At 73.1% G+C, this 20,292-nt stretch carries 11 protein-coding genes; 6 read left to right on the forward strand and 5 right to left on the reverse strand.

Translation table 11 applies throughout. The annotated features are described in order from the left end of the window. Positions 1-7: 7 nt before the first annotated feature. The 4 genes from KB893_RS06600 to KB893_RS06615 are packed head-to-tail and all read left to right on the forward strand — an operon-like array spanning position 8 to position 5,354. The gene (locus tag KB893_RS06600; protein ID WP_211927998.1) at positions 8-2,356 is read left to right on the forward strand and encodes a hypothetical protein; all 2,349 of its coding nucleotides are present in this window, start codon (positions 8-10) and stop codon (positions 2,354-2,356) included. 3 nt (positions 2,357-2,359) lie between these two features. Continuing rightward, positions 2,360-3,454, forward strand: coding sequence for a hypothetical protein (locus tag KB893_RS06605; RefSeq protein WP_213173565.1), 1,095 nt, complete (start codon positions 2,360-2,362; stop codon positions 3,452-3,454). After that, positions 3,451-4,635, forward strand: a complete 1,185-nt coding sequence (locus tag KB893_RS06610) for a hypothetical protein (protein ID WP_213173566.1) — start codon at positions 3,451-3,453, stop codon at positions 4,633-4,635. Before KB893_RS06605 ends, KB893_RS06610 begins: the two co-directional genes overlap by 4 nt. Next, positions 4,635-5,354, forward strand: a complete 720-nt coding sequence (locus KB893_RS06615; protein ID WP_213173567.1) for a prepilin-type N-terminal cleavage/methylation domain-containing protein — start codon at positions 4,635-4,637, stop codon at positions 5,352-5,354. Before KB893_RS06610 ends, KB893_RS06615 begins: the two co-directional genes overlap by 1 nt. A gap of 79 nt (positions 5,355-5,433) precedes the next feature. Here KB893_RS06615 and KB893_RS06620 read toward each other — a convergent pair whose 3' ends face one another. Further along, positions 5,434-8,559 (reverse strand): ATP-binding protein, encoded by a 3,126-nt coding sequence (locus tag KB893_RS06620; protein ID WP_211927457.1) that lies wholly within the window; start codon positions 8,557-8,559, stop codon positions 5,434-5,436. A gap of 205 nt (positions 8,560-8,764) precedes the next feature. Here KB893_RS06620 and KB893_RS06625 point away from each other — a divergent pair, with 205 nt between their 5' ends. Together KB893_RS06625 and ybaL are read left to right on the forward strand one after the other, a co-directional pair. Next, positions 8,765-11,134, forward strand: coding sequence for a TonB-dependent receptor plug domain-containing protein (locus KB893_RS06625; protein WP_211927458.1), 2,370 nt, complete (start codon positions 8,765-8,767; stop codon positions 11,132-11,134). 120 nt (positions 11,135-11,254) lie between these two features. Further along, the gene (ybaL, locus tag KB893_RS06630) at positions 11,255-12,976 is read left to right on the forward strand and encodes a YbaL family putative K(+) efflux transporter (RefSeq protein ID WP_213173568.1); all 1,722 of its coding nucleotides are present in this window, start codon (positions 11,255-11,257) and stop codon (positions 12,974-12,976) included. 48 nt (positions 12,977-13,024) lie between these two features. On the opposite strand, the gene clpB is transcribed toward ybaL, so the two are convergent. The 4 genes from clpB to KB893_RS06650 all read right to left on the reverse strand — a co-directional run bounded on the left by clpB (position 13,025) and on the right by KB893_RS06650 (position 20,129). Next, a complete protein-coding gene (gene clpB / locus KB893_RS06635) occupies positions 13,025-15,610 on the reverse strand; it encodes an ATP-dependent chaperone ClpB (protein ID WP_213173569.1) in 2,586 nt (861 codons plus the stop codon). Between the two features lie 126 nt (positions 15,611-15,736). Further along, on the reverse strand, positions 15,737-17,335 hold the full coding sequence (locus tag KB893_RS06640; RefSeq protein ID WP_211926528.1) for a SulP family inorganic anion transporter: 1,599 nt from the start codon (positions 17,333-17,335) through the stop codon (positions 15,737-15,739). Between the two features lie 83 nt (positions 17,336-17,418). Continuing rightward, positions 17,419-19,656, reverse strand: coding sequence for a TonB-dependent receptor (locus KB893_RS06645; RefSeq protein ID WP_213173570.1), 2,238 nt, complete (start codon positions 19,654-19,656; stop codon positions 17,419-17,421). Positions 19,657-19,697: 41 nt separating this feature from the next. Further along, entirely contained in the window at positions 19,698-20,129 is a 432-nt protein-coding gene (locus KB893_RS06650; RefSeq protein ID WP_246505446.1) for a DUF3574 domain-containing protein, read from the reverse strand. Positions 20,130-20,292: the final 163 nt, after the last annotated feature.

Genomic DNA, 20,292 nt, shown 5'->3' on the forward strand with positions numbered 1-20,292 from the left:
AACCGTCATGCCCCACCTCATGGACTCGCCCCCGCGCGCGGCGCGGGGCTTCGGCCTCCTGCAGGCGATGCTGGTGCTGGTGCTGGTCGGCGCCGCCGTCTCGGTCGGCGCGGTGCTGCTGCGCGCCTCGGCACCGACCGATGCCGCGCAGGCGCAGGAGCGCGCGCTCGCGTCGGCCGACACCGCCATCGCCGCCTATGCCGCCGCCTATGCGCGCCTGCCCTGCCCGGCCGCGTCCGCCGACGGCGTGGAGGACTGCACGCTGGCGAAGGGCTGGCTGCCGCGCGGCACGCTGGAGGCCAGCGTCGGCACCCGCCTCGACCACGACGGCAGCGGCATCGCCGGCGGTCCGATGCGCTACCTGGTGCACCGCGCGACGGCCTCCGACCTCGCCGTGGCCGCCTCGCACTACGAGCCGCCGACCTGGGATGCAGACAACAGCGACGCCGACGGCTACACCTTCGGCAGCGACGACTACGGTTTCGGCGCGGTCAACGGCCTCGACTTCTGCGCGGCGCTCGCTACCGCCGCCGCGGCCGCCCCCTCCACTGCCAGCGCCTGGGTGCCCGATGCCGACGGCGCCACCCGCAACGTCGCCTACGCGCTGGCGGCGCCCGGCCCCACCCCCGGCGCCGGCGGAAGCCTGTTCGACGGCGAGAACGCGACCGCCGCGGCGCGGATGGAATCGCCGTTCCGCACCACCTCGGCCGCCTACGACGACCGCGTGCGCACCATGGGCTTCGATGCGCTGGCCCAGCGCATGCAGTGCGACGTCGCCATGGCGTCCATCGGCGCCCTGGCGCGCGGCGTCAACATCGTCGACGAAGCGTCGGGGCTGCAGGAGAACAACTACGAGGACGGTGTGCTCGGCGCCTCCGTCGGCGCCGTACAGCTGATCCTCCTGGGCACCGGCATCGCCACCACCACCGCCGACATCGTCGTCGCCGGCACCAACACCGGCGTGATCAGCGCGCAGCTGTCGGCGGCGATCGCCGCGTGCGCCCTTCCGCCGTGGGTGCAGTGCGCCCTGATCCCGGTCTACGCCGGCGCGCTGACGCTGGAAGGCACGGCGGTCGCGCTGCAGGGCGTGGCGCTGGCCGCGACCGCCGGCGCGATGGTCGGCCAGATCGCCGCCATCGCCATGTTCGCCGCCGTCGCCATCGAGGCAGGCGTCGACGCCGACGAACTGGTGAGCGAGATCGACCTGAGCACGCACGGAGAGGCGATCTGCACCGCGGCGACCCAGCTCGATGCGAACGCCGACGGCTACGAGGCGGACGCCGCAGCCGCACGAAGCAAGGCCGACCAGAAGCGTGCGGTCCTGGAGGCGGACGTCGCCGCCCTGGTGGGCGGCGGCACGGACGACAGCGACGCCGTCAAGGCCGAGAGGATCACGGCGCTGACCACCGCCCTCGACCAGTGGGCCGCGGCCAAGCAGGACGCGATGGACGCGAGCGGCGCGCTGCGCAATGCACAGGACCAGCTCACCGCGCTGAACGTGGACGAATCGCATCCGCCGACCGGCGAATGGCTCGAGGAGAAGCTGAAGCTATGCGCGGCACAGGGCATCCCCGCGGACGCCTGCGAACTCCCCGCCGGCGTCGACGGCGCGGCGGCGCAGCGCTGCGTGGCGGCGACGGCGGCGTGGCGCGCCGATCCGAGCATCGAGAACGAGCTGAAGATGGAGATCGCCTGCGACACGGTGACCGAGATCGAGACGATGGCCGCGGAAGCCAGGGAGGCCATCGCCACGGCCACCGCCGCACGCGAGGACGCACTCGAGGACATCGCCGGCGCGGAGCAGGCCCATGCGAGGGCGGCCGCGGTACTGCCGCGGGTCGAGGAGGTCTGCACCCCCACGTTGCTGAACACCCTCGACTGTCCGTCGATCGACGTCACGGGGATCGGTTTGTCCGGGTCCGAGAACCAGTGGTTCGTGACCAGCGACTACTGCAGCGAGCGCTACGACGGAGAAGGCAAGCTGCTCGATGGGCTGGCCTGCGATGTCAATGCACTCCGGGTGAGAGCCACCTATCGCGACGTGATGGGGTATGCCCCGGAGACGCCGGCATCGCCCAGCGACGACCCGGAGAAGAACTTCGACCCCGCGACCATGCTCGGCGCGGACGGCACCGTCGCCCTGGAACGCGATGCCCAGGCGCTGGAGGCCGCGGCCGCGAGCGCACGCGAGCAGGCCACCGAGGCCGCGGAGAACTGCGCACAGTTCTCCACCGGCGGCAGCATTCCGCTCGAGGGCACCGCGATCGAGCTCTGGAGCGGCGCGGAGGGCGTCCTGCGCCGGGCCGACCACAAGGGTGCGGTGGGCCCGGCCCCGCACGAGACGACGGAGGACTAGCGCGTGGATCCCCGATACACACGCCGCGTGCAGGCGGGCTGGTCGCTGGTGGAGATGGCGGTCGTCCTGGTGGTGCTGGCGCTGGTCGGCATCCTGGCCGTGCGCCTGGGCGACCTCGGCGGCAGCGTCGCCCGCGAGCAGGACCGCGACGCGCAGCTGGCGGACGCCGACGCCGCACTGATCGGTTTCCTGCTCGCGCACCAGAGGCTTCCTGCGGCGGACGACGCCGCGCGCGACGGGCTGGAGGATCCGGGCAACCGCAGCGGCTGGCTGCCGGTGCGGACACTTGGCCTTCCGGCCGACCTGCGCGTGCGCTATGCCGTCTCCGCATCGCTGAGCAGCGCCCCCGCCGCGGATCGCTTCTCACCGCTGCTCCCGGACGCGCCCGACGACACCGACGGCCATGCGGCGGCCCTGACCGGGCTCGACACCTGCATGGTGCTGAAGGCGCTGCAGACCGGATCCGGCAGCGCCGAGCTGGACGGCGTCCCGGTGGCCTATGCCCTGACCGACACCGGCGGTGCCGGCGACGACTTCACTCCGGACATCGTCGCCGCACTGCCGGGGTCCGAGGACGCCGTCGGCCAGCGTACGCTCGCGGTGGGGCCGGGCGAACTCGCAGTCCGCATCAGCTGCCTCGATCGGGTCGTGCGCACGACGGCGGCCGCCCGCAGCGCCTATGCCGCCAGCGACATGGTCGCGTTCGCGGAACTCTTCCGCGACATCCGCGCGGTCGCCTACCAGTCGAACCAGACCTCGGTCGAAATGGCGGCGCTCTCGCTGACCATGGCCTCGATGAACTTCGCCCTCGGGCTCTACCAGACCAGCGCGGACAGCTTCACGATGGCCGAGGGCTGGCCGGTCCCGGTCGGGCTGCCGGTGGCGATCGTGTCGATGATCGCCACCGCAGGCGCGATGGCGACGGCGAGCTACGACCTCGCCTCGGCCTCGGCCGACATGGCGGAGGCGCCCGAGGAGCGCGACGACGCGCAGCGCCAGCTCGCGGCCGCGGACGCCTACCTGCTGGAGGCGGAGACGCGTGCCGAGGCGGCGTATGCACGGGCATCGGCGCTCGACGCCGGAGGACTCGATCCATGAACGGCCGCCTCCTTCCCCCAGGGCGCGCCCAGCGCGGCGCGTCGCTGCTCGAGATCGCCATCGTGATCGTGGTGCTCGGCGTCCTGACGGTGCTCGTCGCGAACGTCGCCACGCGCCACGGCCGCATGCGCGAGGAACACGCGCGTCGCGACCTTCTGGAACGTGCCGACGACGCCATCATCGCCTTCGCCGCCGCGCACGATCGCCTGCCGTGCCCGGCCGTCGACAGCGCCGGCGACGAGGACTGCGGGACGAGCGCCCAGGTCGGGCGCCTGCCCTGGCGCACGCTGCAGCTGCCCGACGCGCGCGGCGGACGGCTGCGCTACGGCGTGCTGCGCCGTGGCGCGGTGGACGTCGAGGCGGATGCCGACCTCAGCCGGGCGCGTCCGCGCTTCCGGGCCCTGGTGCTGGGTGCAGCCGGCGCCACCGAGGTGCTGCCGGGCGCCGGGGCCGCGGACAACGGGCTGGACTTCTGCCAGGGCCTGCGTACCGCGATGACGCTCCCGTCCGACCCGACGTTCCTGCACGTGCGCCGCGCCGACGACTCCGAGGCTGTCGCCGGCAACGTCGCCTATGCGCTCGCCGTCAGCGAGAACGATGGTGCCTTCACCGGGACCCAGGGTCTGGATGCGGCCGGCTTCGACTCGCCACGCCGGCCGCGCAGCGACACCTACAGCGACCGCACCCGCGTCGTCGGCATGGCCGAGGCCTGGCAACGGCTGCGCTGCGGGGATGTCGTCGCCGCTGCGGGCCACGCGCACTTCAACGTGGCGCTCGCCGCGGCCGTGATGCGCTACGGCGCCGAGGAATACCTGGTGCAGATGAAGCTGCGCAAGCGCCTGGCGGACGCCGAAGCGGTCATGGCTGCCGCCGGCATCGTCGCGGGTGCCGCAGCGATCTCGGCGGCGGCGGCGGACCTGGTCGATGCCCAGGCCGAAGCCGCCGCGAGCACGGGCGCCAAGGCATGGCTGGTGCCACTGGCCACGGCCAGCGTCGCCGCCGCGGCCGCAGCCGAGGCGGCCGCCGTCGCGGCCCAGGTCCAGGCCGCCATCGCGGCGGCCCAGGCGCAGGCGGACGTCGACGCGCTCGAACCCCTGGTCGACGACGCCCGCGCGCTGGAGACCCGGATCCGGACCAACGCCGAGGCCGCCTACGCGGCCGGCACCTACGAGGAACAGTGATGACCCGCTCCGTCCCCGCGCGCCGCGCCCGCGGCTTCACCCTGATCGAGATGTCGGTGGTGCTGGTGGTCATCGCCATCGTCATCGGCGCGGTCACCGTCGGCCGCGACGTCTACCGCGGCGCGGTGGCAGAGCGCATCTCCAGCGAGTTCGTGCAGGGCTGGATGCTGGCCTACGAGCACTACGTCGAGCGGGTGGGCGTGGTGCCGGGCGACAGCCTCACCGATCCCAACGGCCGCGTCGCCCACGGCGGCGACCCGCTGTGCGGCGACGCCCTGCGCGACGCGATGCTCACCCGCGGCATCGCCCTGCCCCAGGGCCGCAGCGAAGGTCTGGAGACGCGCTACGTCTATCAGGACAGCCGCGGCAATCCGCAGGAGATCGAGGTGTGCTTCATGAGCGTGGCCGACTGGGCCGACGCCGCCGCCGGCGGCAGCTACATCGCGCGGCCGCGCAACGTGATGCGCCTGACCGGACTGACGCCGGAGCTCGCCGGGATGCTTGACGTCCGTATCGACGGCCGTACGGATGCACGCTTCGGTCGACTGCGGGAGATCGGCGCGCACGCCGACACCTCCTCGCCCACGGCTGCGGCGAGCCTGTGGAGCTCCGACGAGACGCTGACCTGGGACGGGCCGGACGACGACGACGATCCCGACGCCAACAGCGGCGACGCCCAGGTCGTGCCGCTGCAGGCCTACCTGCGCATGAGCCGCTGAGCTGCCGGGCGCGGCGGCCGCCGCCGCGCCGGCGGCGTTCCGCTCGCGGCAAGGTGCGCCGGTCGGCGCCTGCCGCGGATCAGCGCTGCAGGCTGGTATCGCCCCGCAGCGACAGGCGGCGTCGCGACGGCCGGGGCCCGCTTTCGCCACAGGACCGCAACGCCGCCCGCGCCAGCGCCCGCAGGCGCGGATCCCGACGGACCCCGTCCTGCGCGCAGGCGGCCAGCAGCGCATGCGCGTCCGCGGCATCCCCCGTGCGGATCCGGATCGACAGCGCCACCAGCTCGCCGGCGCGCTCCACGGCCGCGAAGCCGTTGCGACGCGACTCGGACCGGAGCCGGTCCAGCAGCGTCAGCGCCGTCTGCAGACATCCCGCAGCCCGCAGCACCTGCGCCGCCTCGAGCAGGGTCAGGCAGCGCGCGGCGGGATCGAGCGCGCAGGCCAGGGCCGCGGCGTGCTCCGCATGGGCGCGCGCGGCCGTGGTGTCGCCGCGGGCGGATGCCCGCCACGCCTCCACCAGCAGCGCGCACACCCGCGGTTCCGGCAGCAACGCCAGGGCCGGAGCCTCGCCGGCGTCCGCCGGCACCGCATCCAGCGGCGCATCGGCACGGCGCCGCCGCAGCGCGAGCGCGGCCTCCGCGCACGCCCTCACCCAGTCCCGTCCGCCGGCGGCGGAAGCCTCGAGCGCCTCGATCTCCCGCGCCGCACGACCGCGCGGGCGCGCGAGAAGGCCCAGCAGCGCGCGCAGCGCACGCACCGCACGCAGGGCCTCCGGATGCGCGTCGCGCGCCCGCTCGAGCGCCTCGTCGAGCACCGCGCCGCAGGCGGGCGCGCCTGCGCCCTCGAACAGCGCGAGGGCCGTCGCCAGTTCGAGCGCGATGGCGACCGCCGTGGCCGCGTCGCCATGCGCGGCGGCGTGCACGCGCGCGGCCTGGCGCAGCGCCTGCACCGCGTCGCCGAGCGCACCGCGGGCGCGTGCGCCGCGCGCCGCCTCGCGCCACCACAGCATGGCCGCCAGTTCGTCGCCGGCGCCCTCGGTATGCACCGCGAGCGTCGCGGCGTCGGCCGACTGCACCGACAGCAGCGCCGCGATGTCGCGGTGCATGCGCTTGCGCCAGGCCGGATTGCCGGTCGCCACCGCCACCGCACGCAGCAGGGGCCGCTGGATGCGCAGGCGACCGTCGTGGTCCTCGAGCAGGTCCCGCTCCCACAGGCGCGCCACCGCCGCGCCGACGTCGGTGCCTTCCTCGAGGAGGGCGGCGAGCCGGCTGCGAGTGGCGTCGCCGTCGAGCAGCGCGATCGTGCGCAGGACCTGGGCGTCGCGCCCGCAGCGGTCGATCTCGCGCTGCAGCGCGCCCATCCGCGACGCAGGCACCTCGCCGACGCTGGGCGGGACGGCCGCGAGCGCCTCGATGTCCGCCGGATAGCCGCCTCCGCGCGCGCAGGCCGCCTGCACCCGCTGCGGATCGATGCCGCGGACCAGCACGAGCATGCCCGCGAAGGCCCGTGTCTCCTCCGCCGACAGCGGCCCGAGGCGGAGGCGCTGCGTTCCCGCAGGCACGGGCTCCGCCGACGGCGCCTCGACGAGCAACTGCAGCAGGCCGGCGGCCGCGACGGGAGCCGGCGCGTCGGCGGCAGCGTCCGCACCGTCGTCGACCACGATCACCTCGGCGAGCGGGCCGTCCGGCATCGACGCCGGCTCCGGCAGGTGCGGCGCGCGCACGCGCAGCGCGGGGTCGGCGGCGATGCCGTCGATGAACTCCCGCAGCAGGCGACGGCGTCCGCTGCCCTCGCCACCTTCGATCCGCAGCGAGATGCGTGCGCCAGCGCGCGCGCGCGCCAGGCAGTCGGCGAGCATGCGCAGGGCCTCGCGACGTCCCACGAAGGGCAGCAGCGGAGCCTCCGCCGGGACCCCGGGAACCAGTCGCCACAGCGACGGTTCCGCGTCGCCCTCCTGGCCCAGCGGCAGCAGGTTGCGGCGGGCGGCGACGCAGCCCGCCGCCACACGGCCGAGGACGATCTCGCCGGCGCGGGCCCGCATGCACAGCGTGGTGGTGCGGGCGGCGAGCCCGCCATGGCGGGCCTCGTAGTCGCCCTGGAAACCGGAGGCGACGAGCCCGCACTCGATGGCCTGCGCGACGCCGTCGCCCAGCGCCTGCCGCACCGCGAGCGCGGCATCGGCCGCCGCCACGGCCGGATCGGCGTGACCGCCGGGACCGAGCCCGAAGCAGCCGAGCAGGGTCCGGCCGCCGGCGGTCAGCACCGCCGCGCCGGCGCCGCGCAGGGCCGCGGCCGCCTGCTCCAGGCACCGCGCCTCGACAGCGTCCGGCTTCGCATTGCGCAGGTCGCAATAGACCAGGGCGACGAAGCGCCGGCTGCCGTCGTCCGCCCGCGCGACCGCGGCGGCGGGTCCGGCTGCCGGACGCGGCACGGGTGCGGACGCCTGCGCCGCCTCCGCATCGAGATCCGCCGCGATGCGCGCATGCAGGGCGATGGTGGCGGCTTCCGGCGCCGCCCCGAGCTCGTCGCGCAGCCCGTCGCGCAGCCGCGCGTAGCAGCGCAGTGCCTCGCGCCGGCGGCCGTCCTCGGCCAGCAGGCTCATCAGCGCACGCAGGTGGCTTTCGTTCCAGTCGTCCAGGGCCGCCAGCCGGCGGGCGACATCGATCGCCTCCGGCCGCCGCGCCTCGCGGGCGAGGCGGTCGCGCAGGCAGGCGAGGTAGGCGCCGGCGCGCACCCGCACCAGCTCGCGAGCCGCACGCAGCCAGTCCTCGTAGTCGTCGCAGCCGGGCAGGGCCATGCCCTGCAGGAGATCGCCCGCAACCCAGCCGGCGCGGCGCAGGGCGTCGTCGACCGGGCCCTGGGCGGCGTGCGCGGCATCCAGCATGAGCACGTCGACCGCGCGGTGCGCGAGGTCGGCATCGAGGCCGATCCACTGCTTGTCCGCCCGGACCAGCCCACCGAGGCCGACGCCCGCCAGCGACAGGTTGAGGTCGGCCAGCACCTGGCGCAGGTTGGTGCGTGCGGACGTCTCGGCCAGGTCGGGCCACAGCAGGCAGGCGAGCTCGCCGCGGGCGTGGCGCCGCTGCGGCGCCATGGCCAGGTAGCCCAGCAGCGCCCAGCCCTTGCGGTAGGCGAACGGTCGTGCGCGCGCGTGGCCGGGCGCGGCGACCAGCGCGCCTTCGGCAAGCAGATGAACCATCGACATCGGGACCGTCCCCCGGCGGTACCGCCCCGAGCGGGGCGCCTCTCATCCCCTCAACCGGAGAAAGACGGCGGCGCCTATCACGCCGATTTCACTCCTTCCGCGCGCCGCGCCGGACCCCGCCGGCTTGTGGTCCGTGCCGGAACGTATTACAGAACGGTTAATGCTGCGTCGCAGCAGCCCTCGCCTCGCCCCCCGGAGCCGACCCATGACCCGACTCGCCCCCTACTCCGTCGCCGCCCTCGCGCTGGCGGGCGCCTTGCCGACGTCCGCGCCCGCCCAGGACGCCCCGGCCGCGCCCACGGCGCTCGACCGCGTCATCGTCACCGGCACGAGGGTCAGCGACCGCACCGTCGCCGAATCGATCTCGCCCATCGACATCATCACCCCCGAGGCGTTGCAAGCCTCCGGCACCAGCGAGCTCGCCACCGCGCTGGCGCGCGTGCTGCCCTCGCTCAACTTCCCGCGGCCGGCGATCACCGACGGCACCGATGCGGTCCGCCCCGCCCAGCTGCGCGGGCTGGCGCCCGACCAGGTGCTGGTCCTGGTCAACGGCAAGCGCCGCCACACCACCGCCCTGGTCAACCTCAACGGCAGCCAGGGCCGGGGCGCGTCGCCGGTCGACCTCAACGCGATCCCCATCGCGGCGATCGAACGGGTCGAGGTGCTGCGCGACGGCGCCTCGGCGCAGTACGGGTCGGACGCGATCGCCGGCGTGATCAACGTGGTCCTGAAGGGCGATGCCGGCAGCGGCAGCATCGACGCCCGCTACGGCGGCTACAGCGCCGGCGACGGCGAGCAGGTCCAGCTCACCGGCGACGGCGGCATCGCACTCGGCGACAACGGCGTCCTGCACCTGGCCGGGCAGGCGCTGCACAACGGCTGGACCGACCGCGCCGGGCCGTTCCAGGGCACGCCCTCGCCCACCTCGGCGCCGCTGGGCGAGGTCACCATCCGCCAGGGCGATCCCGAGATCGACCAGGGCGCGGTGTCGGCCAACCTCGAGTATGGCTTCGGCGAGGCCACGACCTTCTACGCCTTCGGCATGGCCAGCAACCGCGAGGCGACCTCCAGCGGCTACTTCCGGCCCGCCGGCGACAGCCGCAACATCCCGGAGATCTATCCGCAGGGCTTCCTGCCGCGGATCGTCAACGACGCCAGGGACCGCTCCCTGGTCGCCGGCCTGCGCGGCGCCGCGGGCGAGTGGGACTGGGACCTGAGCTACAACTACGGCTACAACCAGCTCGACTTCCGCGTCGACAACAGCCTCAACCGCACCCTAGGCCCGACCTCCCAGACCTCCTTCTACTCCGGCTCGCTGGAGGTGACCCAGAACCTGGTCAACCTCGACCTCAGCCGCAGCCTCGACATCGGCCTGGCCTATCCGGCGACGCTGGCCTTCGGGCTCGAGCACCGCGAGGAGAAGTTCAACATCTCCCCGGGCGAACCCGCCTCCTGGGTCGCCGGGCCGTACCCTGGCGCCCCGGGCGCCCAGGTGTTCCCCGGCTTCCGGCCCGGCGACGCCGGGCATTTCGACCGCGACAACAGCTCCGCCTACGTCGACTTCGAGGCCGACCTCACCGAGCGCTGGTCGGCCGGGATCGCCGGACGCTACGAGGACTACAGCGACTTCGGCAGCACCACGGCCGGCAAGCTGTCCACGCGTTTCGCCTTCAGCGACGCGGTGGCGCTGCGCGGCACCGTCGCCACCGGCTTCCGCGCGCCTTCCCTGCAGCAGCAGTACTTCCAGTCCACGGCGACCAACTTCATCGGCGGCGTCCCGTTCGAGGTGCGGACCTTCGCCGTGGACGACCCGGCCGCGATCGCCCTCGGCGCCGAACCGCTGGAGCCCGAGGAATCGACCAGCTACAGCCTGGGCCTGGTGCTGCAGCCGGCGGACCGGCTCTACGTCACCGTCGACGCCTACCAGATCGAGATCGACGACCGCATCATCCTGTCGGAGAACCTCACCGGCGAGGCCGTTGCCGCCTTCCTCACCGCGGCAGGATTCCCGGGCGTGACCGGCGGCCGCTACTTCACCAACGCCATCGACACCCGCACCCGCGGCGTCGACCTGGTCGGCAGCTACGACTGGACGCTGGCCGCCGGCGACCTCGCGCTCACCTTCGGCTACAACCACAACGAGACCGACATCACCCGCGTCGCCGCCAACCCGCCGGAACTCGAGACCGGCGGGCTCGACCTCGAGCGCATCGGCCGCGTCGAGCAGGGCCGGGTCACGGTGGGCGCGCCCGAGGACAAGGTCACCCTGGACGCCACCTGGACCAGCGGGCCGCTGGCGCTGCGCGCCGGGCTCACCCGCTACGGCAGCTTCGAGGTGCTCAACGCCGACCCCGCGCGCGACCAGACCTTCGGCGCGGAGTGGGTGCTCGACGTCTCCGGCACCTACACCGTCGGCGGCTGGGCCTACACGCTGGGCGCCGACAACGTGACCGATGCCTATCCCGACGAGGTGATCTTCGCCAACTCCAACAGCGGCCAGCTGCCCTGGAGCAACAACGCGCCGTTCGGCTTCAACGGCGCCTTCGTCTACGGCAAGGTCGGCTATCGCTGGTAGCGCCCGGTTCCCACACCGGGCGCCCACACGCGGGCCGGCAGGATGCTGCCGGCCCGCGGCGTTTGCCGGTGCCGCCGGCGCCGCCCAAACTGCCAGATCCCCACTGGCGCAGGACTGCCGATGCCCCACGACACCGACCTGATCGACATCATCGCGGTCGGGCTGTTCCTCGCCTTCATCTTCGGCACGATCGCCAACAAGCTCAGGCTGTCGCCGCTGATCGGCTACCTGCTGGCCGGCGTGGTGTGCGGGCCCTTCACCCCCGGCTTCGTCGCCGACGCCGAGCTCGCCAACCAGCTGTCCGAGATCGGCGTGATGCTGCTGATGTTCGGCGTGGGGCTGCACTTCTCGCTCGACGACCTGCTCGAGGTCAGGAACATCGCCATCCCCGGCGCGATCGCGCAGATCGCGGTGGCGACGGGCCTGGGCTGGCTGCTGGCCTGGGGACTCGGCTGGACCGTGATGCAGGGCGTGGTGTTCGGGCTCGCGCTGTCGGTGGCCTCCACGGTCGTCCTGCTGCGCACGATGGAGCAGCACCGGCTGCTCGACACCGCGCGCGGGCGCATCGCGGTGGGCTGGCTCATCGTCGAGGACCTGGTGATGGTGCTCGCCCTGGTCCTGCTGCCGGCGCTGGCGGGGATGGCGGAGGCCGGCGGCGAACCAAGCGGATCGGACAAGGGCGCGATCGAGGCGATGCTGGTGACCGTCGGCGTCACCCTGGTCAAGGTCGGCGCCTTCGTCGCGGTGATGCTGCTGGTCGGCCGCAGGCTGATTCCCTGGGCGCTGGAGATGGTCGCGGGCACCGGCTCGCGGGAGCTGTTCACGCTCGCGGTGCTGGGCATCGCACTGGGCGTGGCCTTCGGCTCGGCGCTGCTGTTCGGGGTGTCCTTCGCCCTCGGTGCGTTCTTCGCCGGGATGCTGCTCAACGAATCCGAGCTCAGCCACAAGGCGGCCAACGACTCGCTGCCGCTGCGCGACGCCTTCGCGGTGCTGTTCTTCGTCTCGGTCGGCATGCTGTTCGACTGGCGCATCCTGATCGAACAGCCGCTGCTGGTGCTGGGCACGCTGGCGATCATCGTGGGCGGCAAGTCGCTGGCGGCCTTCGCCATCGTGCGCGCCTTCGGCCATCCCTCGTCGACGGCGCTGACGATCTCCGCCAGCCTGGCGCAGATCGGCGAGTTCTCCTTCATCCTCGCCGGTCTCGGCGTCTCGCTGGAGATCCTTCCCGCGAGCGGACGCGACCTGGTGCTCGCCGGCGCGCTGCTGTCGATCGTGGTCAACCCGCTGCTGTTCGCCTGGGTCGAGCGGCGACAGGCACGGATCGAGGCGGCCGAGTCCGCCGCGGGCGCGCCGACGCCGGAACCGGAGCCGGCGCCCGGCCCGCCGCTGGACGGCCCCGACCACGCCATCGTGGTCGGCTACGGCCGCGTCGGCAGCCAGCTCGCGCCGCTGCTCAAGAGCCGCGGCGTGCCGCTGCTGGTGATCGACGACAACCCCGAGCTGGTCGAGCGCGCGCACGCCGCCGGCATCCCCGCGATCCGCGGCAACGCGGCCTCCGAACGGGTCATGGCCGAGGCGCGCCCGGCGGAGGCGGCGATGGCGATCATCGCCATCCCGCGCGCCTTCGAGGCCGGCGAGATCATCGCGCGGCTGCGCGAGGCCAATCCCGGGCTGACCATCTTCGCCCGCGCCCACAGCGACGCCGAAGTCAGGCACCTGCTCGAGCACGGCGCCGACGGCGCGGTCATGGCCGAGCGCGAGCTGGCCTACAGCATGGCCGAGATGATCATGGCCTCCCCGCCCTACCGCACCGGCTCGCTGGCGCCGGCGAGCGGCGGCTGACCCGGGCCGCCGCGAACCCGTGGCACGGGAGCGCGGCGGCACCGGGCATCAGGCCTTCGCGAACACCAGCCCGCCGCCCTCCGCACGCACGCGTAGGCTGTCGCCGCTGACGAACTCGCCGGCCAGGATCTTCTGCGCCAGCGGGTTCTCCAGCTGCTGCTGGATGGCGCGCTTGAGCGGGCGGGCGCCGTAGACCGGGTCGAAGCCGACGTTGCCCAGCAGCTGCAGGGCGCTGTCGTCGATCTCGAACCGGATCTGCCGCTCGGCCAGGCGCCTGGCCAGGTACTGGGTCTGGAAGCGCGCGATCTCGCGGATCTGGCTCTTGGCCAGCGGGTGGAACACCACGATCTCGTCCAGCCGGTTGATGAACTCCGGCCGGAAGTGGGCCTGCACCACGCCCATCACCGAGGCCTTCATCTGGGTGTAGGCCTCCGGCGAATCGTCGCCGGCCTGCTCCTGGATCAGCTGGCTGCCGAGGTTGGAGGTCATCACGATCACCGCGTTGCGGAAGTCGACCGTGCGTCCCTGGCCGTCGGTGAGGCGGCCGTCGTCGAGCACCTGCAGCAGGATGTTGAACACGTCCGGGTGCGCCTTCTCGACCTCGTCGAGCAGGATCACGCTGTAGGGCCGGCGGCGCACGGCCTCGGTCAGGTAGCCGCCCTCCTCGTAGCCGACGTAGCCCGGAGGGGCGCCGATCAGCCGCGCCACGGAGTGCTTCTCCATGAACTCGGACATGTCGATGCGCACCATCGCCTCCTCGGTGTCGAAGAGGAAGGACGCCAGCGCCTTGCACAGCTCGGTCTTGCCGACGCCGGTGGGGCCGAGGAACAGGAACGAGCCGTTGGGCCGGTTCGGGTCCGACAGGCCGGCGCGCGAGCGGCGGATGGCGTCCGACACCGCGCGCACCGCCTCGTCCTGGCCGACCACGCGCGCGTGCAGCGCGTCCTCCATCTTCAGCAGCTTCTCGCGTTCGCCCTCGAGCATCTTCGACACGGGGATGCCGGTCCAGCGCGCCACGACCTCGGCGATCTCCTCGGCGGTGACCCGGTCCTGCAGCAGCCTGAAGCCCTGCGTCTCGGCCTCCTGCGCGGCCTTGAGCTGCTTCTCGAGCTCGGGCAGCTGGCCGTACTGCAGCTCGCTCATGCGCGCATAGTCCTGCCGCCGCTGCGCGGCCTCGAGCTCGAGCCGGACCTGCTCGATGCGCTCCTTGATCTTCGTCGCCCCCTGCAGGGTCGCCTTCTCGGCCTTCCAGACCTCCTCGAGGTCGTTGTACTCGCGCTCGAGCATGCCGATCTCGGCCTCGAGGTCGGCCAGGCGCTGCCGCGATTCCGCGTCCTTCTCCTTCTTCAGCGCCTCGCGCTGGATCTTGAGCTGGATCAGGCGCCGCTCCTTGCGGTCCATCTCCTCGGGCTTGGAGTCGATCTCCATGCGGATGCGGCTGGCCGCCTCGTCCATCAGGTCGATGGCCTTGTCGGGCAGCTGGCGGTCGGCGATGTAGCGGTTGGAGAGCGTCGCCGCGGCGACGATGGCCGGGTCGGTGATCTCCACGCCGTGGTGCACCGCGTAGCGCTCCTTGAGGCCGCGCAGGATGGCGATGGTGTCCTCGACGCTGGGCTCGCCGACGAAGACCTTCTGGAAGCGGCGCTCCAGCGCGGCGTCCTTCTCCACGTACTTGCGGTACTCGTCGAGCGTGGTCGCGCCGATGCAGTGCAGCTCGCCGCGGGCGAGCGCGGGCTTGAGCATGTTGCCGGCGTCCATCGACCCTTCGGCCTTGCCGGCGCCGACCATGGTGTGCAGCTCGTCGATGAACAGGATCACCTGCCCTTCCTGCTTGGCGAGGTCGTTGAGCACGCCCTTGAGCCGCTCCTCGAACTCGCCGCGGAACTTGGCGCCGGCGATCAGCGCGCCCATGTCCAGCGAGAGCACGCGCTTGCCGCGCAGGCCCTCCGGCACCTCGCCGTTGACGATCCGCTGGGCCAGCCCCTCGACGATGGCGGTCTTGCCCACGCCGGGCTCGCCGATCAGCACCGGGTTGTTCTTGGTCCGGCGCTGCAGCACCTGGATGGTGCGGCGGATCTCCTCGTCGCGGCCGATCACCGGATCGAGCTTGCCGCCCTCGGCGCGGGCGGTGAGGTCGACGGTGAACTTCTCCAGCGCCTGGCGCTGGTCCTCGGCGTTCTCCGACTGCACCTTCTCGCCGCCGCGGATCCGCTCGATCGCCGCCTCGACGCGCGCGCGCTCGACGCCCGCCGCCTTCAGCGCCTTGCCGGCCTCGCCCTTGTCGTCGAGCGCGGCGAGCACGAACAGCTCGCTGGCGATGTAGGCGTCGCCGCGCTGCTGGGCGAGCTTGTCGGCGACGTTGAGCAGGCGCGAGAGGTCGTTGGAGATCGAGAGGTTGCCCTCCTGCCCCGAGACCTTCGGCATGCCGTCGAGCACCTCGCCCAGGCGCTCGCGCAGCGCGGGCACGTTGACCCCGGCCTGCGCCAGCAGCGGCCGGGTCGATCCGCCCTGCTGGTCGACCAGCGCGACGAGCACGTGCGCCGGTTCGATGAAGTTGTGGTCGCGCCCGACCGCCAGCGACTGCGCGTCGGCCAGGGCCTGCTGGAAGCGCGAGGTGAGCTTGTCCATCCGCATCGGTGACTCCTCGAGATAGAGGCGGCATCCGACACGACCGGGCGCCGCGATGGCACCTGAGATGCGGCTGTGGCGCCGCGTTTCAAGCGCCGCTGCGACGCGGGCCGGGTGCCGTGGCGCGCGCGTTCAGTGCGCCGCGCCCGCGCCGGGCCCGGGATCGCGACGCTGCAGCGCCAGCAGCGCGAACACGACCGCCAGGGCGCAGTAGGCGCCGGCGAACTGGAAGGCCAGCGTCCGCGGCAGACCGGCGAGGGTCCACGGGAGATAGAGGCCGCCGCCGGGCACGGCGGAATGGATGACGCCGAACAGGGTCAGCGCCGCCGCGGCGAGAAGCCAGCGGCAGGCGCGCAGCGGGCGCGCGTCGATCAGCGCCACCAGCATCCCCGCCCACAGCATCGACGTGATGATGAAGCCATTGCCCAGCAGCACGACCACCGCCAGCGCCGGAAGGCCGTGGTCGACCGTCGCGAACAGCGCCGCGAAATGCGCCGGCGGCACCACCGCCGGATCGCCCAGCCGGATCAGCAGCATCTGCGCCAGCGCCGGGAAGAAGGCGATCACCACCGCCGCGTGGTACTTCGCCTCGGTCGCCTCGAAGGCCTGGGTGGCGATGCTGATCGCCACGAACACCAGGATCGGCGCCAGCACGGCCAGGGGCAGCAGTTCCACCAGGTTGGCGAGGTAGCCGAAGACGCCGCCCAGGCCGACGAACAGCCCGGTCAGCAGCGTGTAGCCGCGGCGCGCGCCCATCGCCTTGAAGCCGGGCTGGCCGATGTAGGGCGTGGTCTGGGCGACGCCGCCGCAGACCCCGGCGACCAGGGTGGCCAGCGCCTCGACCAGCAGGATGTCGCGCGTGCGGTAGCGGTCGCCGGCGGCGTGCGCGCTCTCGGTGACGTTGATGCCGCCCACGATCATCAGGATCGCGAACGGGATCAGCAGCGGCAGGTAGCGCATGCTCGCCCCGAGGCCGTCGACGAAGCCGAGGTTCGGCCACGGCAGGCCGATGCGCAGCGTCGGCGCCTGCGGGAAGGCGAAGCCCGGGCCGGCCAGGCCGGCCGCGCCGAGTGCGTAGTAGAGGACGGCGGCGGCGAGGAAGGCCACCAGCACCCCCGGCAACCGGAACGGCATCGGCCCCCTCGCGACCAGCGCGTACAGCACGATGCCCAGGCCCACCAGTCCGACCACCGGCACGCGCAGGATCTCCAGCAGCGGCAGGAAGCCCATCAGCACCAGTGCGGTGCCGCCGATCGAGCCGAGCAGGCCCGCGCGCGGCACGGTCCGGCGCACCCACTCGCCGGCGAACGACAGCGCCAGCTTGAGCAGGCCGATCACCACCAGCGAGGCCATGCCGAGCTGCCAGGTGAGGAGGCCGGCGGCCTCCGCGTCCATGCCGGACTGGCGCCACGCGGTGAACGCGGGGCCGAGCACCAGCAGGGTCATGCCGAAGCTGGTCGGCGTGTCCAGGCCCAGCGGCATGGCGGTGACGTCGTCGCGGCCCTCGCGTTCGGCCAGGCGTCTCGCCATCCAGGTGTAGGCGAGGTTGCCGAGCAGCACGCCGAGTGCGGTGCCTGGGAACATGCGCCCGAACACGATCTCCGCCGGCACGCCGTACAGCCCGGTCAGGGCGCCGGCCATGAAGGCCAGGATGGACAGGTTGTCCACCACCAGGCCGAGGAATCCGTTGATGTCGCCGGCGCCGAAGCCGCGCCGCGTGCCGTTGGCCATGCCGTCCCCATCCGCCCGGCCGCATCGGCCGGGCCCGTCGAACTTCCGCGGACGGCGACCACCGCCGTCCGCGCCCTGCGCGGTCAGTAGCGCGCGGTGAACTCCACGCCCACGGTGCGTGGCTCGTTGAGGAAGCCGGTGAGGTTGTTGAAGTCGATGCCGCCGACCACGACCTCGCGGTCGGTGATGTTGCGGCCATACACCGCCGCCTCGTAGCGGCCGTTGTCCCACAGGTAGCCCAGGCGCAGGCCACCTTCGAGCAGCGGCTTGCCGGTGAACTCCACCGAGTCGTAGAGGAAGAAGTTGACCTCGGAGCGGTAGGCCCAGTCGGTGTAGACGAAGAACTCGTCCGCGCCGACCGGCAGCGACCAGCGCGCGGTGAGGTTGCCGACCCAGCGCGGCGCCTGCGGCAGCGGGTTGCCGTCGATCGAGACCAGGCCCGGCACCGGCGCCGCCGGATCGGTGACCGTGCAGCCGCCGCCGCAGGGCGCGATGTTGAGGCCGGCGTCGCGGATCTCGGTGTCGTTGTAGCTGGCGCCCACGGTCACCAGCAGGCTGTCGGTGAGGTAGGCCTCGAAATCGAGCTCGGCGCCCTGCCCGACCGTCTCCTCGGCGTTGATCAGCTGGTTGAAGTTGGCGCTGCCGCCGACCGCGGTGAGCTGCTGGTCGTCGACGGTGTAGCGGTAGACCGCGAAACCGGCGCGGGCGCGGTTGTCCCAGAAGCTCGCCTTGGTGCCCAGCTCGTAGGACCAGACCGTCTCCGCGTCGGCCACCGAGATGCTGTCGCCGAACAGCACCCGGCCCTGGATGCTGGGCGCGCGGAAGCCGCGGGCGATGCGGCCGTAGACGTTGAGGTCGTCGGTCACCGCATAGGTGAGGCTGGCATCGCCGCTGGTGTCGGTGGCGTCGGGCGAGGTCGACAGGCTGAGCGGGCCGGCACCGGTCGGCGACTGCGTGCGGACCACGCTGAAGTCCTTCTCGTCGCGGGTGTAGCGCAGGCCGCCGGCGAGTTCGAGCCGGTCGGTGAGGTCGTACTCGGCCGAGGCGAACACCGCCCAGGCGGTGTTGTCCTGCTTCTGCTGGGCGTAGCCGTCCTGCACGCCGCCGGCGAGGGTGGCGTAGTCGAAGCTGTCGATCTTGATCGCCTCGTCGAACCAGAACACGCCGGCCTGCCAGTCGAAGCGGCCCCACTCGTTGGAGGCCAGGCGGAACTCCTGGCTCAGCTGGCGGTGGAACGGCAGGCCGTCGGCGGACTCGGACGGGAACGGGATCAGGCCGGGCCCCGACGGGGGCGCGAACACGGCGCCGTAGCCGCCGTCGATGTCGCCGCGGTTGTAGGTCTCGGCGCTCTCGTAGCCGGTGACCGAGTACAGGCTGACGCGGCCGAGGTCCCAGGTCAGGCGCGCGCTGGCGCCCTCGGTGTCGAGGGTGGATTCGTTGCGCCCGTCGTAGGCGACCTCGTCGCGCTCGAAGCCGTCGACCAGGTCGTTGGTGCCCGGCTCGATGATGTTGGCGCGGAACAGGCGCGCAGTGCCGTTGTAGTGGCGGGCGTGCACGTTGAACAGCGCGCTGAAGCCGGTGCCGGGATCGAACAGGAACTGCGCGCGCAGGGCCGAATCGTCGTAGCCCTCGTAGGCGTCGTCCTCGCCGCTGAAGGTGTTGTCGACGTAGTCGTCGCGGTGCTGGTAGAGCCCGGAGATGCGCGCCGACCAGCTCTCGGTCAGCGCGCCGCCGAAGGCGCCCTCGAAGGTCGCGGTGCCGTAGCTGCCGTACCCGAGGCGGAGGTAGCCGTCGGCGACCTGGCTGGGCTTCACCGACTCGAACTTGACCACGCCCGCCGGCGTGTTGCGCCCGAACAGGGTGCCCTGCGGACCGCGGAGGACCTCGATGCGGTCGAGGTCGAACACCGGGAAGCCCTTGAGCATCGGGTTCTCCAGGACGATGTCGTCGTAGACGAGGGACACCGGCTGCGAGGCGTTGAGGTCGAAGTCGCTGTTGCCGTAGCCGCGGACGTAGAAGCGCGGGAACGAGCGGCCGAACGACGACTCGATGTTGAGGCTGGGCACGCGCGCGGCGAGGAAGCGGATGTCGTTGCCGCCGGAGGCGAGCACGTCGAGCTTCTCGCCGTCGAGGGTCGTCAGCGAGGCCGGCACGTCCTGCGCGTTCTCCTCGCGGCGCTCGGCGGTGACGGTGACGGCGTCGAGCCGGGTCGCGGTGACCGGCGGCGCGGCGGGCTCCTGCGCGGCGGCGAGGGCGGGCAGCAGCAGGGCGATGGCGGCGGCCAGGGGCGCCGGGCGCGGACGGAGACGGAGCGCGGACATGGCTGATCCTCGGGTGGCGGTGGCTGGAGGGAGAAGACGGCTCAGAACGCGACCTCGGCCGGCTGCGTCGCGCGCAGCACCGAGGTGTCGCCGGTGAGGGCGGTCCATGCGGCGCGGATGGCGTCGATGTCGGCGCGGCGCGCCGGCGTGTCGGGATGCAGGATCACCACCAGCCTGGAGCGCAGTCGCTCGGGCATGGCCGCACCGGGCTCGCGCCACTGGCCGTAGGCATCGAGGACGGTGAAGTCGTCCGGGAAGCGCGGCGTGACCTCCGTATCGAGGAAGCGGCGCCAGCGCGCGGCATCGGCGGGCGCATCGACGGCGCCGAGGCCGAAGTAGAGCTCGGTCCGCAGCCAGCCCGTCGCCGCGTCCGGGCGGGTCGCCGCGGCGTCGCGCGGCAGCGCACATCCGGTCGCCGCCGCGAGGCTGGCGAGCACGAGGCACAGCAACGGCACAGCGACACGGATCGGCATGGCGTCGGCGGGCGGATCTGGCGGGAAGAGGCGGCCCCGGGGGCCGGCGCGCCGGATCCGTCCGGCATCGGGGCGCATGGTGACAGGTCGTCGCTGCAAAGCAACATTTCCTTAACCCCGCGGTCACCGCAGCATGCTGCGGCAGCGGCCGGCGCCTCGACTC

Source organism: Coralloluteibacterium stylophorae, assembly GCF_018122625.2.
In the GTDB taxonomy this organism is placed as follows: domain Bacteria; phylum Pseudomonadota; class Gammaproteobacteria; order Xanthomonadales; family Xanthomonadaceae; genus Coralloluteibacterium; species Coralloluteibacterium stylophorae.